Origin of the sequence: Streptomyces sp. AB3(2024) (assembly GCF_041862025.1) — a bacterium.
In the GTDB taxonomy this organism is placed as follows: Bacteria; Actinomycetota; Actinomycetes; order Streptomycetales; family Streptomycetaceae; genus Streptomyces.
In genome coordinates this window covers 13,446-28,107 of record NZ_JBGWAB010000113.1, presented here as the reverse complement: position 1 = coordinate 28,107, position 14,662 = coordinate 13,446, and the positions used below count along the sequence as shown (strand labels likewise).

General features: G+C 73.0%; 15 protein-coding genes and 1 riboswitch. Of the genes, 2 read left to right on the top strand and 13 right to left on the bottom strand.

Annotated elements, in window-relative coordinates; all coding sequences use genetic code 11:
• Window positions 1-221: 221 nt before the first annotated feature.
• The 3 genes from ACEPPI_RS31670 to ACEPPI_RS31660 all read right to left on the bottom strand — a co-directional run bounded on the left by ACEPPI_RS31670 (window position 222) and on the right by ACEPPI_RS31660 (window position 2,407).
• Window positions 222-380, bottom strand: coding sequence for an SCO1431 family membrane protein (locus tag ACEPPI_RS31670; protein ID WP_373918689.1), 159 nt, complete (start codon window positions 378-380; stop codon window positions 222-224).
• A 139-nt stretch (window positions 381-519) separates the two neighbouring features.
• Window positions 520-951 (bottom strand): SPW repeat protein, encoded by a 432-nt coding sequence (locus ACEPPI_RS31665; RefSeq protein ID WP_373918688.1) that lies wholly within the window; start codon window positions 949-951, stop codon window positions 520-522.
• A gap of 82 nt (window positions 952-1,033) precedes the next feature.
• Window positions 1,034-2,407 (bottom strand): C39 family peptidase, encoded by a 1,374-nt coding sequence (locus ACEPPI_RS31660; protein WP_373918687.1) that lies wholly within the window; start codon window positions 2,405-2,407, stop codon window positions 1,034-1,036.
• 125 nt (window positions 2,408-2,532) lie between these two features.
• Here ACEPPI_RS31660 and ACEPPI_RS31655 point away from each other — a divergent pair, with 125 nt between their 5' ends.
• Together ACEPPI_RS31655 and ACEPPI_RS31650 are read left to right on the top strand one after the other, a co-directional pair.
• Window positions 2,533-3,168, top strand: a complete 636-nt coding sequence (locus tag ACEPPI_RS31655; protein WP_373918686.1) for a uridine kinase — start codon at window positions 2,533-2,535, stop codon at window positions 3,166-3,168.
• Window positions 3,169-3,545: 377 nt separating this feature from the next.
• Window positions 3,546-5,513 carry an AAA family ATPase gene (locus ACEPPI_RS31650; protein ID WP_373918685.1) on the top strand — a complete coding sequence of 656 codons (1,968 nt, stop codon included), beginning with the start codon at window positions 3,546-3,548 and terminating at the stop codon, window positions 5,511-5,513.
• Window positions 5,514-5,554: 41 nt separating this feature from the next.
• On the opposite strand, the gene ACEPPI_RS31645 is transcribed toward ACEPPI_RS31650, so the two are convergent.
• The 10 genes from ACEPPI_RS31645 to ribD all read right to left on the bottom strand — a co-directional run bounded on the left by ACEPPI_RS31645 (window position 5,555) and on the right by ribD (window position 14,182).
• A complete protein-coding gene (locus tag ACEPPI_RS31645) occupies window positions 5,555-6,598 on the bottom strand; it encodes a hemolysin family protein (protein WP_373918684.1) in 1,044 nt (347 codons plus the stop codon).
• On the bottom strand, window positions 6,595-7,956 hold the full coding sequence (locus ACEPPI_RS31640; RefSeq protein WP_373918683.1) for a hemolysin family protein: 1,362 nt from the start codon (window positions 7,954-7,956) through the stop codon (window positions 6,595-6,597). Before ACEPPI_RS31640 ends, ACEPPI_RS31645 begins: the two co-directional genes overlap by 4 nt.
• Before the next feature lie 200 nt (window positions 7,957-8,156).
• Window positions 8,157-8,621, bottom strand: coding sequence for a PH domain-containing protein (locus tag ACEPPI_RS31635; protein WP_373918682.1), 465 nt, complete (start codon window positions 8,619-8,621; stop codon window positions 8,157-8,159).
• A gap of 52 nt (window positions 8,622-8,673) precedes the next feature.
• Window positions 8,674-9,522 (bottom strand): ATP phosphoribosyltransferase, encoded by an 849-nt coding sequence (gene hisG / locus ACEPPI_RS31630; protein WP_266837766.1) that lies wholly within the window; start codon window positions 9,520-9,522, stop codon window positions 8,674-8,676.
• Between the two features lie 82 nt (window positions 9,523-9,604).
• Window positions 9,605-9,883 carry a phosphoribosyl-ATP diphosphatase gene (locus tag ACEPPI_RS31625; protein ID WP_356217956.1) on the bottom strand — a complete coding sequence of 93 codons (279 nt, stop codon included), beginning with the start codon at window positions 9,881-9,883 and terminating at the stop codon, window positions 9,605-9,607.
• A gap of 35 nt (window positions 9,884-9,918) precedes the next feature.
• The gene (gene ribH / locus ACEPPI_RS31620; protein ID WP_007262951.1) at window positions 9,919-10,404 is read right to left on the bottom strand and encodes a 6,7-dimethyl-8-ribityllumazine synthase; all 486 of its coding nucleotides are present in this window, start codon (window positions 10,402-10,404) and stop codon (window positions 9,919-9,921) included.
• A 51-nt stretch (window positions 10,405-10,455) separates the two neighbouring features.
• Window positions 10,456-11,757: a bifunctional 3,4-dihydroxy-2-butanone-4-phosphate synthase/GTP cyclohydrolase II gene (locus ACEPPI_RS31615; RefSeq protein WP_373918681.1), complete on the bottom strand. Its 1,302-nt coding sequence runs from the start codon at window positions 11,755-11,757 to the stop codon at window positions 10,456-10,458.
• Complete coding sequence (locus tag ACEPPI_RS31610; RefSeq protein ID WP_373918680.1) at window positions 11,754-12,407, bottom strand: nicotinamide riboside transporter PnuC; 654 nt, start codon at window positions 12,405-12,407, stop codon at window positions 11,754-11,756. The genes ACEPPI_RS31615 and ACEPPI_RS31610 overlap by 4 nt, the downstream gene beginning before the upstream one ends.
• A complete protein-coding gene (locus ACEPPI_RS31605) occupies window positions 12,404-13,042 on the bottom strand; it encodes a riboflavin synthase (protein ID WP_030234191.1) in 639 nt (212 codons plus the stop codon). The genes ACEPPI_RS31610 and ACEPPI_RS31605 overlap by 4 nt, the downstream gene beginning before the upstream one ends.
• Entirely contained in the window at window positions 13,043-14,182 is a 1,140-nt protein-coding gene (ribD, locus tag ACEPPI_RS31600; protein WP_373918679.1) for a bifunctional diaminohydroxyphosphoribosylaminopyrimidine deaminase/5-amino-6-(5-phosphoribosylamino)uracil reductase RibD, read from the bottom strand.
• A 152-nt stretch (window positions 14,183-14,334) separates the two neighbouring features.
• Window positions 14,335-14,464: riboswitch (FMN riboswitch) on the bottom strand.
• Window positions 14,465-14,662 lie beyond the last annotated feature (198 nt).

Sequence of the window (14,662 nt, the reverse complement as noted above, 5' to 3'; positions counted from 1 at the left end):
GGCGCCGGCCGCGGGCGCGCCAGCGGCGCGGGCGCAGGGCGTGGAGCGGCCCGCGGTCACCGGTGCGCCGACGGCGGCCCGGACTCCGCCGACCGTCACCACCTCGCTCTTCGCCCCGCGGGGCTTCTCCCCCGCGGGGGTCCTCGGACGAGATCGTCACCGTCGGGCTGCGGCTGGAGGCCTCGTAACGGCAGGTCGGGCGGTGCGGGCGGCGCGGGCGGTCAGAACCAGCCGAGCCGGGTGACGAGCATGGCCACGACGACCACGAGCGTCCAGCCGAGCACGTGCTCCAGCCAGGAGGAGTCTTCCTTGGGGCCCCCGGTGCCGACGAGGCTGCGGGCGCGGGCGCGGGCCGACAGGGCGGCGGTGTGTGCGGTCATGCCGTCCAATGTGCCAGCGTTCGCGGCATTCGCGGTAGATGACGAGGGTCACCGGTGGCACGCGTCACAGCGCCGGGCCCCGGAGCCCTCCTTCCCGCGGAGGGGTTCCGGGGCCCGGCGGTGTACCGGGTGCCTGCGGTCAGGTGGCGCTGGTGCGCCGGTCTCCGCCCATGGCCATCATGGCCAGGCCGAGGCAGAGGGCCACCGCGCCCGTGATCACGTTGCTGACGATGCTGCGGGTGACGTCCATCGGTCCGGCGATGACCCAGGGCGCCACGATCGTCCAGGCGCCGATCGCCACGGCCGTCCAGGCCATCGCGTGCGTGCGCTCGTACGCCGATCCCAACCCGCCCATGCACAGACAGAAGGCGAGGCCGGCGATCAGGTTGTTGACGGCGAGCGGGCCCAGCAGGCTGAACCCGGCGATCCACGGCGAGGCCGCCAGGTACAGGCCCGTGATCAGGGCCAGCGCCTCCACGGCCTGCGCGGCGGGGGTGCTCGTCACCCGCTCGAACCGAGTCCGCATCTCGGCAAGGTCCGGGTGATGTTCGATGCTCGAATGGGTGGTCATGGTGGGCTGCCTCCTATGAGAAGCCTTATATGGCCCTTATGCCCAGATTCGACCCGTTAAGCCCTGCGGAACGGCGGCATTTTCACAGCACGCCGACCGCCTTCAGAGCGGCGACCCGGTCGCGGCCCGGCGCCGCCGGCCCGTAGAGGTAGCAGATGCCGCCGCTGCCGGAGACCGTCTTCCCCGCGGCGTCGTGGCGCTTGGTGCGGAGCCAGATGTTCTCCCACTCGCGGCGCCGGTAGACCCGGCGGACGGCGGCGTTGTCGGCCGAGTTGGGGTCGTTGGCGATCACGTCCCCGTCGGCGGTGAAGCCGATCACCGTCATGAGGTGGCCGGCCGTGCCGTAGCCCGCGCCGGTCAGTTCCTCCGCGCGGAATGACTGCGACGTGATCACCGGGATGCCGGCCCGGACCAGGGTCTCCAGGTCGGTCAGGGAGCCGAGCCGGGTGACCACCCCCGCCAGGCCCGGGTAGGTGGCGGCGTAGGCGGCGTTGAAGGGCCAGTTGCCGCACCCCTTGTAGGCGGCGTCGTAGGTGGAGCGGGCGGCGTGGCAGACCTGGGGGTCGGCGTACGCGGGATCGACCCAGGACAGGGAGGCCGCACTGGGTTTGCCGCCCCAGAACTCCACGATCATCTGCGAGGACGTGGGGCTGCACCAGGCCTCGCCGCCGTTGTCGTACTCCGGGTACTGGCCCGCGTGGACCTCCTGCGAGTAGCGCGGCACCTTCAGTTCGTGGGCGGCGCCCGAGGGGGTGGAGGCGGGGACCGTGAAGCGGTCGGGGACGTCCGAGGCCATGGCCCCGGCCAGCCGGACCGTGGGGCCCCGGCTCGCGCCGGGCTCGCGGTACAGGGTGACGCGCAGCTGCCAGGCGGCGATGCGCGGTCCGGTGGCGGGGTGGTCCACGGCCAGGGTGTCGGTCCACACGGTGCTGCGGCCGTCGGTCTGGCCGTCGACGGAGGTGCGGCGGACGTCGCCGTCGCCGGAGGCCCAGCGGCCCATCACGTACCAGGGGGTGACGGTGCCGTCGGTGTAGGTGCCGCGCAGTTCGGTCTGGATCCAGGTGCCGGCCGGGGTGTGGGCGTTCCAGGAGGCGATGACCTCGGTGGCGGGGACGGTGGAGCGGTGCACCGGAGAGGTCCAGGTGGCGTGCTCCCAGGCGGCCCGGCGCCCCGTGTGGGGGTCGGTGTACTCGGTGCGGCCCGCCGCGGCGGCGATCTCCAGGCCGGGGCGGGCGCCCGGGGCGGCCGTGGTGCCCCGGTGGGTGCCGGCCTGCCAGTGGCCGTACGCGTACCAGAACCGGTTGTCGACCGGCCGGACCGGGACCGCGCCGCCACCGGACGGAGACCCGGATCCGGGGTCCGGCGCGGCGGCGGCGGGGCCCGTGGGCAGGGTGGCCGCGGTGGCGGCGGCGAGGGCGACGGCCAGGAGGGCGCGGCGCGGGGTGGGTGCGGTCATCTGCGTGGCCCCCAGGGGTCGGAGCGGTGGATCGGCTGGTCCACCCTTCCAGTTCCCGGCCGTGCGGCGGCGAAGCCCCGGGTCCGTGTCGTGGGTGACCCGGGCGCGGGCCGTACGCTGGCCGGGTGGAGCCACAGCAGTCACTTCAATCGCTCGCGCGGGAGCTCGCCGCCCTGCCCGCCTCCCTCGGACCGGTCCGGCTGATCGGGATCGACGGGCACGCCGGCTCCGGCAAGAGCACCTTCGCCGGGCGCCTGGCCGGGGCCCTGGGCGGGGCGCCGGTGCTGCGGCTGGACGACGTGGCCACCCACGAGGAGCCGTTCGGCTGGCCGGGGCGGCTGCGCTCGCAGGTGCTGGAGCCGCTCGCCGCGGGCCGGGCCGCGCACTGGACCCCGTACGACTGGGTGGAACGCCGCTTCGGGCCGCCGCGGGTCCTGGAGCCGGCGCCCGTGCTGCTCGTCGAGGGCGTCGGGGCCGGACGGCGGGCGCTGCGGCCGCACCTGGCGCGGCTGCTGTGGATGGAGACCCCCCGGGAGCAGTCCTGGGGCCGGGGCCGTCAGCGGGACGGGCGCGAACTCTCCGACTTCTGGGACGGGTGGGAGCGCGCGGAGCTCGCGCACTTCTCCGGCGACCCTTCGCGCCCCTTCGCGGACACTCTGGTACGCCAGAGTGGTACGGGATACGAGTGGACTTCCGGGGCCTCTGCGACCTCCGGAACCGGCCCGTCTGTCACCGAACGTGACGAACTCCCCCAGGCCTGAGCGCCCTCGTGCAGCGGCCCGCGCGGGCCTGCTCCGAGCCGCTTGACCGGGCCCCGCGAACGGCCTTACGTTCTGAATGCGCGGTCTGCGAAGGCCGCCGCGGACGCGGAGCCCCCGATTGTTCCCCCGTGATCGGGGGCTCCGCTCTGCCCCGTTCCGGCTCCGGAGAGGCCCGGAGCGCACCGCTCCACCAGCCCTCCTTCACCCTGAGTCACCCCGCGCCCCGGGGGATCACCCACGACCCGTGCCCGCCGCACCCTGGGTAAGGTGCGTCACCGCGGGTACGATGCAGCCCTGATTTCATCGGCGGGGTGGACAACTCACGTGCGCGGCATGGAGTGTTCCGCGCACCACGGGGCTGGCTTGTGGGGGATGTGATGGACTTCGGCATGCCGGGCAGCGCACACGCCCCGGCCGAACTCGCCTGGCTGCGCGGGGTGGACGCCTGCACGATGGGCGCGTACCCGCAGGCCGAGGAGGAGTTCCGGGCGGCCGTCAGGCTCGATCCCGCCATGGCCGACGCCTGGCTGGGCCTGCACGCGCTGCGGGTGGACACGACCAACGCGTTATTGCGGATGTATGCCCACCGCGACCGCTTCGGCGAGCAGCGGGCCCGGCACCGGCGGACCCTCAACTCCTGGTACTGGCTGGGCTGGTGGGTCCAGCCGGTGCTGGAGAGCCGACGGGACCTGCTGCTGGCCCACGCTTCGCACTGGCTGGACGGGCGGCACGTCCCCGAGCTGGACCAGGCGCTCGCCGCCCTGCCGCCGGTGGACACCGACCCGCAGGTCCGGTTCCTGCACGCCTGCCGGGCCTATCTGGTCAAGGACTGGGACCAGCTCGTACGGCAGACCGAGCCGCTGGTGGACGATCCGCTTCTGGGGATCGAGGCGGGCCTCTTCGGCGGGATGGCCCGGGTCCGGCTGGAGATGTACGGGCAGGCGGAGCCGATGCTCTCGGCGGCGCTGATGCGCTGCCGCAGCGAGCAGCCGCAGCGCAAGGAACTGCGGTACTGGCTGGCGCGGGCGCACGAGGGGACGGGGCGCAGCGCGGCGGCCCTGCCGCTGTACCGGGCGGTGCACCGGGTGGACCCGGCGTTCATGGACACGGCGGCCCGGCTGACGGCCATCGCGGACAGCAGCGACCCCGACGACATGGCCGGGTACGCCGGCTACGGCGGGCACAGCGCCGAGGGCTTCGCCGGGCACGGGCTGTCCTCCCTCGGCGGGGACTACACGGCGGTGGCGCTGGGCGGCGGGGGCGGCGGGGGCGGCGGGCCCGTGCAGGACATCGCCGCGGACGGGCAGGTGGATCCGGATCCGCCGACGCCCGGGGAGCCGGTGGACCAGCGGTTCGGCCCGGTCGGCGGGGGCTCGGGGCGGCCGGACGGCGTACGGCACAAGGTGTCCCTGCCCGCGCAGGGTTCCCCGTCGGGGCTGCCGACCGGGCCCGCCGACCCGCATGCGCTGGCCGAGGCGCTGGCCGAGCTGGAGCGGATGGTGGGGCTGGAGCCGGTGAAGCGGCAGGTGAAGGCCCTGTCGGCGCAGCTGCACATGGCCCGGCTGCGGGCGGCCCAGGGGCTGCCGGTACAGCCGCCGAAGCGGCACTTCGTCTTCTCGGGGCCCTCGGGCACCGGCAAGACCACGGTGGCCCGGATCCTGGGCCGGGTGTTCTACGCGCTCGGGCTGCTGGGCGGCGACCACCTGGTGGAGGCCCAACGGGCCGATCTGGTCGGGGAGTTCCTGGGGCAGACCGCCGTCAAGGCGAACGAGCTGATCGACTCGGCGATCGGCGGGGTGCTGTTCGTGGACGAGGCGTACAGCCTGTCCAACTCGGGCTACAGCAAGGGCGACGCGTACGGGGACGAGGCCCTCCAGGTGCTGCTCAAGCGGGCCGAGGACAACCGGGACCACCTGGTGGTGATCCTGGCCGGCTATCCGGCGGGTATGGACCGGCTGCTGGCCGCCAATCCGGGGCTGTCCTCGCGGTTCACCACCCGGGTGGACTTCCCGAGCTACCGGCCCGCGGAGCTGACCTCGATCGGCGGGGTGCTGGCCGACGCGAACGGGGACCGGTGGGACGAGGAGGCCCTGGAGGAGCTGCGCAGCGTCAGCGGGCACGTGGTGGAGCAGGGCTGGATCGACGAGCTCGGCAACGGGCGGTTCCTGCGGACGCTGTACGAGAAGAGCTGCGCGTACCGGGACCTGCGGCTGGCGGGGTTCGCCGGGGAGCCCTCGCGGGACGACCTGGCGACGCTGCGGCTGGCCGACCTGATGCAGGCGTACGGGGAGGTCCTGTCGGGGCGGGGCCCCGACGGCCCGGGACGGTCCGAGCCCCCGGTGTAGGGGGCCCGGACCGTGCTCCGGACGGTGGTGCGCGCGGGCCGCTAGGCGCTGCGCGCGTAGGCGCGGTGGGCGGGGTCGCGGACCTCGCCCACCAGCTTCTCCAGGACGTCCTCCAGGGCGACCAGGCCCAGGACCCGGCCTGCCGGGTCGGCGACCTGCGCCAGGTGGGTGGCGTCGCGGCGCATGACGCTGAGGGCGTCGTCCAGCGGGAGGGTGGAGCACAGGACTGTCATCCGGCGCCACACCCGCTGCGGGACGGCCCGCTCGCGGTCCTCCAGGTCGAGGACGTCCTTGACGTGGAGGTAGCCCATGAAGGCACCGGTGTCGGAGCGGACCGGGAAGCGCGAGTAGCCGGTGCGCACGGTCAGCTGTTCGATCTGGCGCGGGGTGACGGCCGGTCCGACGGTGACGAGCCGGCCGGGGGCCAGCAGGACGTCGGTGACCGGGCGGCTGCCCAGTTCGAGGGCGTCCTCCAGGCGTTCCTGCTCGACGGGTTCGAGGAGTCCGGCCTGCCGGGAGTCCTCCACGAGCCGGCCGAGCTGGGCGCTGGTGTAGACGGCCTCGACCTCGTCCTTGGGCTCGACCTTGAACAGTCGCAGGACGAGTGCGGCGCAGGCGCCCAGGGCGCTGGTCACCGGCCCGCAGATGCGGGCGAAGGCGACCAGGCCGGGGCTGAACCACAGGGCGGTCCGCTCGGGGGCGGCCATGGCGAGGTTCTTGGGGACCATCTCGCCGATGACCAGGTGCAGGAAGACCACGGCGGCGAGGGCGAAGGCGTACCCGAGGGGGTGGACCAGGCCCTCCGGCACGTGGGCGGCCTCGAAGAGGGGTTCCAGGAGCCGGGCCACGGTGGGCTCGGCGACCGCGCCGAGGGTGAGCGAGCACATGGTGATGCCGAACTGGGCGGCGGCCATCATGCGCGGCAGGTTCTCCAGGCCGTGGAGCACCTGGCGGGCCCGCTTGGAGCCGGCTGCCAGGGGCTCGATCTGGCTGCGGCGTACGGAGACGAGCGCGAACTCGGCGCCGACGAAGAAACCGTTGGCCAGGACGAGGAGCAGGGCGAAGAGGAGCTGGAGGGCGTTCACCGGCGGCCCGCCGGTTCCGGTTCGGCAGGGGCCGGGACGGCTCCGAGCGGGACGGTGCGCACCAGGCGGACGCGTTCGGCCCGGTAGCGGCGGACCTGGCGGACGGACAGCTTCCAGCCGGGCAGCTCCGCGCGGTCCCCGGGGGCGGGGATCCGGCCCAGCAGGTCGGCGACGAGGCCGGCGACGGTCTCGTAGGGCCCCTCGGGGACCTCCAGGCCTATGCGGCGCAGGGTGTGGACGCGGCAGCTGCCGTCGGCCTCCCAGGAGGGGCGGCCGTCCTCGGCGGGCACGGCGGCCAGTTCGGGGCTGCCGTCCTCGGCGAGGTCGTGCTCGTCGCGGACCTCGCCGACGAGTTCCTCCACGATGTCCTCCAGGGTGACCACCCCGGCCGTTCCGCCGTACTCGTCGACGACCACGGCCATGGGCTGTTCGCTGCGCAACCGTTCCAGCAGGGGCTGCACCGGCAGGGAGCCGGGCACCAGCAGCGGGGTCACGCAGATGCGGTTGACGGTGGTGCGGGAGCGTTCCGCCTCGGGCACGGCGAGGGCGTCCTTGAGGTGGACCACGCCGGTGATCTCGTCGATCCGCTCGCGGTAGACCGGGAAGCGGGACAGGCCGGTGGCGCGGGTCAGGTTCAGGACGTCGGCAGCGGTGGCCGTGTGCTGGAGGGCGCTGACCTTCACGCGGGGGGTCATGACGTGCTGGGCGGTGAGTTCGCCCAGCGAGAGGGTCCGTACGAAGAGGTCGGCGGTGTCCTGTTCGAGGGCGCCGGCCTGGGCCGAATGGCGGACCAGGGAGACCAGTTCGCCGGGGGTGCGGGCGGAGGCCATCTCCTCGGCGGGTTCCACGCCGAGCGCCCGCACGAGGCGGTTCGCGACGGCGTTGAGGGTGGCGATGACGGGCCGGAAGGCCCGGGAGAAGACCTGCTGGGGGCCGGCCACGACGCGGGCCACCTGGAGCGGACGGGAGATCGCCCAGTTCTTCGGGACGAGTTCGCCGACGACCATCTGGACGGCGGAGGCGAGCAGCATGCCGAGGACGACGGCCGCGCCGGGGACGGCTCCGCGGGGCAGGCCGGTCGCGGCGAGCGGCCCCGACAGGAGTGCGGCGAGGGCCGGTTCGGCGAGCATGCCGACGACGAGCGAGGTGATGGTGATGCCGAGCTGGGTGCCGGAGAGCTGGAAGGACAGCTCCCGGAGGGCTTCGACGACCGTGCGGGCACGGCGGTCGCCTTCGGCCGCGGCGCGTTCGGCCTCGGGTCTCTCGACCGTGACGAGGCCGAACTCGGCCGCCACGAAGAAACCGTTGGCGAGGATCAGGGCGAAGGCCGCCACGAGCAGGAGTAGCGGGATGGTCATGCCGCCGCCTCCGCGGGGAGGGCGGCGCGGGTACTACCGGACGATCCGTCCATTGCTGGAGGGAGTCACTCCTCTGGTCGAAGGTGCCCACGGGCCACGGGGTCCCGGGGCGGGTGGGAGGGCGCACGTGCGCGCCCCGCCACCAGGGTAGTCATTGAGATCGCGGCCGCAATGGGACGCAGCGAGGGGACCGGGCGGGCTCAGTGGCCGGTGGCGCCGGTTCCCCTGGTCTCGGCGAGGGCGCGCAGGGCGCGGGCGTCGTCGATCGCGCGGGCCCTGGCGATGCCGGGCTGGATGCCGAGGACGGGCAGGCTGCTGCCGTCGCTGAGGTCCAGGAACACCCACGGGTCGCCGGGGCGGAGGTTGACCCGCACGATCTGCGGCCATTCGAGGCGGCGGGTGGTGGTCAGGTTGACCACGGTGACGCCCGTCTCGTCCGCGACCACCTTGGGGCGGCTGAGCAGGACGAGGACGGAGGACATCAGTGCGGCGGTGAAGACGAAGCTGACCCGTTCGCCGGGGCTGAGGCTCTCCAGGAGCAGCGCGATCGCGGTGATCGTGGCGAACATGGCGAGCCCGACGCCCAGCAGCACCGCCCGGGTACGGGTCGGCCGGAAGGTGACCGGCAGGGCGGGCGGGGCGGACGGGGCGGCGGACTCGCTCATGGTGCTGGTGATGCCTTCTGGAGGGGGCGTACGGATCGGGACGGCGTACGGGTCAGAGTCGGCAGGCGTGGATCGAGGTGGTGAGGATCGCACGGGCGCCGAGCTCGTACAGGTCGTCCATGATCCGCTGGGCTTCCTTGGCGGGGACCATGGCGCGGACGGCGACCCAGCCCTCGTTGTGGAGCGGGGAGATCGTCGGCGACTCCAGGCCCGGGGTGAGGGCGACGGCGCGCTCCAGGTGCTCGGCGCGGCAGTCGTAGTCCATCATCACGTAGCTGCGGGCCACGAGGACGCCCTGGAGGCGGCGCAGGAACTGCGCGACCTTGGGCTCGTCGGCGCCCGCGCCGGTGCGGCGGATGACGGTGGCCTCGGACTTGAGGATCGGCTCGCCGATGACCTCCAGGCCCGCGTTGCGCAGGCTGGTGCCGGTCTCGACGACGTCGGCGATGACCTGCGCGACGCCCAGTTCGATGGCGGTCTCGACGGCGCCGTCCAGGTGGACGACGGAGGCGTCGATGCCCTGGTCGGCGAGGTGCTTGGCGACGATGCCCTCGTAGGAGGTGGCGATCGTCATGCCGCCGAAGTCCTCGGGGCCCTTGGCGGTGCCGGGCTTGGTGGCGTAGCGGAAGGTGGACCGGCCGAAGTTCAGCGGCAGGATCTCCTCGGCGTTGGCCCCGGAGTCGAGCAGCAGGTCGCGGCCGGTGATGCCGATGTCGAGCTTGCCCGACGCGACGTAGATCGCGATGTCCTTCGGGCGGAGGTAGAAGAACTCGACCTCGTTGTCGGGGTCGACCGTGACGAGTTCCTTGGACTCCTTGCGCTGGCGGTAGCCGGCCTCATGGAGCATCGCCGACGCCGGTCCGGAGAGTGAACCCTTGTTGGGGACGGCGATGCGCAGCATGGGGCTTCCTTTGGTGCGTGGCGTGGATGCGAAAGGTGTGCGTGGGCGTGCGGGCGCGGGACCCGCGGCGAGGAGCTGCGGCCTAGAGGTGCGCGTAGACGTCGTCGAGGGAGATCCCGCGCGCCACCATCATCACCTGAACGTGGTACAGCAGCTGGGAGATCTCTTCGGCGGCGGCTTCCTTGCCCTCGTACTCGGCGGCCATCCAGACCTCGGCGGCCTCCTCGACGACCTTCTTGCCGATGGCATGGACGCCCTTGCCGACGAGCTCGGCGGTGCGCGAGGTGCTGGGGTCGCCGTTGGCGGCCTTGAGCTGGAGCTCGGTGAAGAGCTCCTCGAAGGTCTTGGGATTGTTCGCCATGATGGTCCTCAGAATAAGGGGTCCCGCGCCGACGCTCAGCGCCAGGGTTCGCTGACGGTCCGCAGGGTCATGGCGGTGGAGACGGCGGCGGTGACCGCTTCGTGCCCCTTGTCCTCGTTCGACCCTTCGAGTCCGGCGCGGTCCAGCGCCTGCTCATCGTTGTCGCAGGTCAGGACGCCGAAGCCCACGGGGACTCCGGTGTCGATCGACACCTGCACCAGGCCTTGGGTGACGCCCTGGCAGACGTAGTCGAAGTGCGGGGTGCCGCCGCGGATGACCACTCCGAGGGCGACGATGGCATCGTAACCGCGACCGGCGAGTACCTTCGCCACGACCGGCAGCTCGAAGCTGCCGGGGACGCGGAGCAGGGTGGGCTCGTCGATGCCCAGCTCGTGCAGGGCCCGCAGGGCTCCGTCGACGAGTCCGTCCATGACCTTCTCGTGCCACTGGGCCGCGATCACGGCCACCCGGAGGTCTCCGCAGTTCTTCACGCTCAGTTCGGGTGCGCCCTTGCCGCTCACAGCTCTGCTCCTCGGTTCTTCGTGGTGGTGGTACGGGTGTGTGGGACGTGGTTACTGGTTGCCGCAGGCGGAGGTGGGGACGGCACCCTCCAGCCAGGGCAGGTCGTGGCCCATCCGGTCGCGCTTGGTGCGCAGGTAGCGCAGGTTGTGCTCGCCCGCCTCGATGGGCATCTGCTCCCGGCCGCTGACGGCGATGCCGTGGCGGACGAGCGCGTCGGACTTGTCGGGGTTGTTGGTCAGCAGCCGGACGCTGCGCACGCCGAGGTCGCGGAGGATCTGGGCGCCGGCCCCGTAGTCGCGGGCGTCGGCGGGCAGGCCGAGTTCCAGGTTGGCGTCCAGGGTGTCGCGACCGCGCTCCTGGAGCTCGTAGGCGCGCAGCTTGGACAGCAGGCCGATGCCCCGGCCCTCGTGGCCGCGCAGGTAGACGACCACGCCGCGGCCCTCGGCCTGGATGCGGGCCATGGCGGCCTGGAGCTGGGGGCCGCAGTCGCAGCGCTGGGACTGGAAGATGTCGCCGGTCAGGCATTCGGAGTGCATCCGGACCAGGACGTCCTCGCCGTCGCCGACCGCACCGTGGACGAGGGCGACGTGCTCGACTCCGTCGACGGTGGAGCGGAAGCCGTACGCGGTGAACTCGCCGGCGGCGGTCGGCAGGCTGACCTCGGCCTCGCGGCGGACGGTCGGCTCGGCGGAGCGGCGGTAGGCGATCAGGTCCTCGATGGAGATGATCGTCAGGCCGTGCTTGCGGGCGAAGGGGATCAGCTCGGGCAGGCGCAGCATGACGCCGTCCTCGCCGGCGATCTCCACGATGGCGCCGGCCGGGCGCAGGCCGGCGAGGCGGGCGAGGTCGACGGCTGCCTCGGTGTGGCCGTTGCGGACCAGCACGCCGCCGGGCTTGGCGCGCAGCGGGAAGATGTGGCCGGGGCGGACGAAGTCGCCGGCCTCGGAGGTTCCGTTCGCCAGCAGGCGCAGGGTGGTGGCGCGGTCGGCTGCGGAGATGCCGGTGGTGACGCCGTGGGCGCCGCTCGCGTCGACGGAGACGGTGAAGGCCGTCTGCATCGACTCGGTGTTGTGCCGGACCATCTGCGGGAGTTCCAGGCGGTCCAGCTCCGGGCCCTCCATGGGCGCGCAGATCAGGCCGCGGCACTCGCTCATCATGAACGCGATGATCTCGGGGGTGGCCTTCTCGGCGGCGATGACGAGGTCGCCCTCGTTCTCGCGGTCCTCGTCGTCGACGACGACCACGGGGCGGCCGGCGGCGATGTCACGGATGGCCTGCTCGACGGGGTCGAGGAGGAAGGTCTCCTGCGGGCCGGATTCGGGGACGTCGGGCACGGGCTTGAGGGGGGTCATGCCGTTGCTCCTTCGAGGGCCGGGGCGGGGGTGGTGCGCGAGCGCTGGTACCAGTCGTAGGCGCCCCAGAGCACGAGGGCTCCGTAGATCACGTAGACGAAGGCGGAGAAGGCGTAGCCGCTGGTGAAGGCGAGGGGGACGCCGACCGCGTCGACGAGCAGCCAGGCGAACCAGAACTCGACGAGTCCCTTGGCCTGGGCGTACATGGCGACGATGGTGCCGACGAAGATGTAGGCGTCCGGCAGCGGGTTCCAGGACATCCACGGGTAGAGGGTGAACAGCCCGGTGACGGCCAGCGTGCCGACGGCGGCGGCGCCGAGGAGCAGGCCGCGCTCGCGCCAGGTGGCGAAGCGGACGGCCAGGGAGGCGTCCTGGGCCCGCCGCTTGCCGCGGCTCCACATCGTCCAGCCCCACAGGGCGACCACCATGACGACGACCTGCTTGCCGGCGTTGCCGGAGAGGTGCCCGGCGGCGAACGCGACGAAGAGGATGGCGCCGGAGAGGAACTGGGTCGGCCAGGTCCATATGGAACGCCGCCAGCCGAGGGCGAGGGCGGCCAGGCCCATGGTGTTGCCGATCGCGTCCGACCAGATGATCTTCTGGCCGAAGGCGGTGAAGGCTTCGGAGTTCAGCCAGGTCAGGGCGCTCACCGGTCCGTTCCCTCCGTGTCGTTCGGGGTCGCTGCCAGGGGGTCCACGCCGGCCGCGAGGAGGCGCTCGACGTACTTCGCGAGGACGTCGACTTCGAGGTTGACCGGCTCGCCGGGCTGCTTGATGCCCAGGGTGGTCAGCGCGAGGGTGGTGGGGATGAGGCTGATGGTGAAGGAGTCGGCGGCGGCCTCGACCACGGTGAGGCTGACGCCGTCCACAGTGATAGAGCCCTTCTCTACGACGTACCTTGAAAGGTTCTCCGGGAGCGCGATCCGGACGAGCTCCCAGTGCTCCGAAGGGGTGCGGGAGAGGATCTCGCCGGTGCCGTCCACATGGCCCTGGACGAGATGGCCGCCGAGGCGTCCGCCGAGGGCCATGGGGCGCTCCAGGTTGACGCGGGAGCCGGCGGTCAGCGCGCCGAGGCTGGAGCGGTTGAGGGTCTCCTGCATGACGTCGGCGGTGAACTCGCCGTCGGCGGTCTCCACGACGGTCAGGCAGACGCCGTTGACGGCGATCGAGTCGCCGTGCTTGGCGTCCTCGGTCACGACGGGGCCGCGCAGGCGGAAGCGGGAGGCTTCGGCGAGCTGCTCGACGGCGGTGACCTCGCCCAGTTCTTCGACGATTCCGGTGAACACTCAGTGCTCCTTGAGGGGCGTGCGGACGGTGGGGACTGCGGTGATGCGGAGATCGGGGCCGACGCGGACGGCCTCGGTGAGGTCGAGGCGCACCGCGTCGGAGATGGTGTCCACGCCGGCGCCGGCGAGGGCGGCGGGGCCCGCGCCGAGGAGGGCCGGGGCGAGGTAGCCGATCACCCGGTCGACGGCTCCGGCCCGCAGGAAGGTGCCCGCGAGGGTGGGGCCGCCTTCCAGGAAGAGGGAGCGCACGCCGCGGGCGTAGAGCCGGCCGAGCAGGTCGTGGACGCCGATGTGGCCGTCGCGCAGCGGCATGCGCAGGACCTCGACGCCGGGCAGGTGCCGGGTGTCGGCGTCCTCGCCGACGACGATCAGGGTGGGTGCGGCGTCGTCGAGGATGCGGGCCGTGGGCAGCACGCCGGCGTGGGTGTCGAGGGCGATCCGCAGGGGCTGGGTCGCGCCCTCGACGCCGCGGACGGCGAGGTGCGGGTCGTCCTCGCGCAGGGTGCCACCGCCGACGAGGACGGCGTCGCACTCGGCGCGCAGCCGGTGGACATCGGCCCGGGACTCGGCGGAGGTGATCCACCGGCTGGTGCCGTCCGCGGCGGCGCTGCGGCCGTCGAGGGTGGCGGCGTACTTCCAGGTGACGTGGGGGCGGCCGAGCCGTACGGAGGTCAGCCAGGCGGCGTTGCCCGCCTCGGCCTCCGCGCGCAGGAGTCCGCCCTCGGCGGTGATCCCCGCCGCGCGGAGGGTGGTGCCACCGCCGCTGGCCTGCGGGTTCGGGTCGGCCACGGCGTAGAGCACGCGGGTGACGCCGGCGGCGATCAGGGCCTGGGCGCAGGGGCCCGTACGGCCGGTGTGGTTGCAGGGTTCGAGGGTGACGTACGCGGTGCCGCCGCGGGCGGCCGGGCCCGCCTGGCGCAGGGCGTGGACCTCGGCGTGCGGGCCGCCGGCCCGTTCGTGCCAGCCCTCGCCGACGACGGCGCCGGAGGGGTCGGTGATCACGCAGCCGACGACCGGGTTGGGGCTGGTGGAGCCGAGGCCGCGGGCGGCGAGCTCGATGGCACGCCGCATGGCGGGCACGTCGGTGCCGGGTACTGCGTTCGCGTCGGCGTGGTTCGCCACCGGGTCCTCCTGCCTCATCGGGCACGGACTCCGGGGCCTGTCGGGATACGACAGATGAAGCGGGTGAGCACACGCGGGTACGCCGAGGCCGGAAACTCGGTCCGTTCGACACGTCTCCGCTGGGGAAACGCCGATGGACCGCCGACGGCGGCGTACCGGTGACTGGCCCGCCGCGCACTGCCTCCCATCCGGACTTTAACCGTCGGTCCAGGAATTTCACCTGGTCAACCGGCCGCTGGATGCGGACGGGTCGCGGACTATACCGCCGGTTCGGAATTACACCGACCCCGGAGTGCGCTGCTACTGGTACTACGGCCAGTGTGCCACGGGGGATCGGGGGCCATGCGGGTGAAGCGCTGTGGCCTGGGTCACAAACAAGCCGTTCTTGAGCGCCACTCTCACGCCACCCGCACCCCGTAGACCGCACGGCTCCGCTTTGGTCCAGACCTATTGACGGGTTGGTCTAGTCCTCTTAACGTTCCCTTCATCTTCCCCGGG

Excerpts from the sequence above, each read along its gene's own strand:
- ACEPPI_RS31670 (WP_373918689.1), bottom strand. The coding sequence starts at position 380 with ATGACCGCACACACCGCCGCCCTGTCGGCCCGCGCCCGCGCCCGCAGC.
- ACEPPI_RS31665 (WP_373918688.1), bottom strand. The coding sequence starts at position 951 with ATGACCACCCATTCGAGCATCGAACATCACCCGGACCTTGCCGAGATG.
- ACEPPI_RS31660 (WP_373918687.1), bottom strand. The coding sequence starts at position 2,407 with ATGACCGCACCCACCCCGCGCCGCGCCCTCCTGGCCGTCGCCCTCGCC.
- ACEPPI_RS31650 (WP_373918685.1), top strand. The coding sequence starts at position 3,546 with ATGGACTTCGGCATGCCGGGCAGCGCACACGCCCCGGCCGAACTCGCC.
- ACEPPI_RS31640 (WP_373918683.1), bottom strand. The coding sequence starts at position 7,956 with ATGACCATCCCGCTACTCCTGCTCGTGGCGGCCTTCGCCCTGATCCTC.
- ACEPPI_RS31635 (WP_373918682.1), bottom strand. The coding sequence starts at position 8,621 with ATGAGCGAGTCCGCCGCCCCGTCCGCCCCGCCCGCCCTGCCGGTCACC.
- hisG (WP_266837766.1), bottom strand. The coding sequence starts at position 9,522 with ATGCTGCGCATCGCCGTCCCCAACAAGGGTTCACTCTCCGGACCGGCG.
- ACEPPI_RS31625 (WP_356217956.1), bottom strand. The coding sequence starts at position 9,883 with ATGGCGAACAATCCCAAGACCTTCGAGGAGCTCTTCACCGAGCTCCAG.
- ACEPPI_RS31615 (WP_373918681.1), bottom strand. The coding sequence starts at position 11,757 with ATGACCCCCCTCAAGCCCGTGCCCGACGTCCCCGAATCCGGCCCGCAG.
- ribD (WP_373918679.1), bottom strand. The coding sequence starts at position 14,182 with ATGAGGCAGGAGGACCCGGTGGCGAACCACGCCGACGCGAACGCAGTA.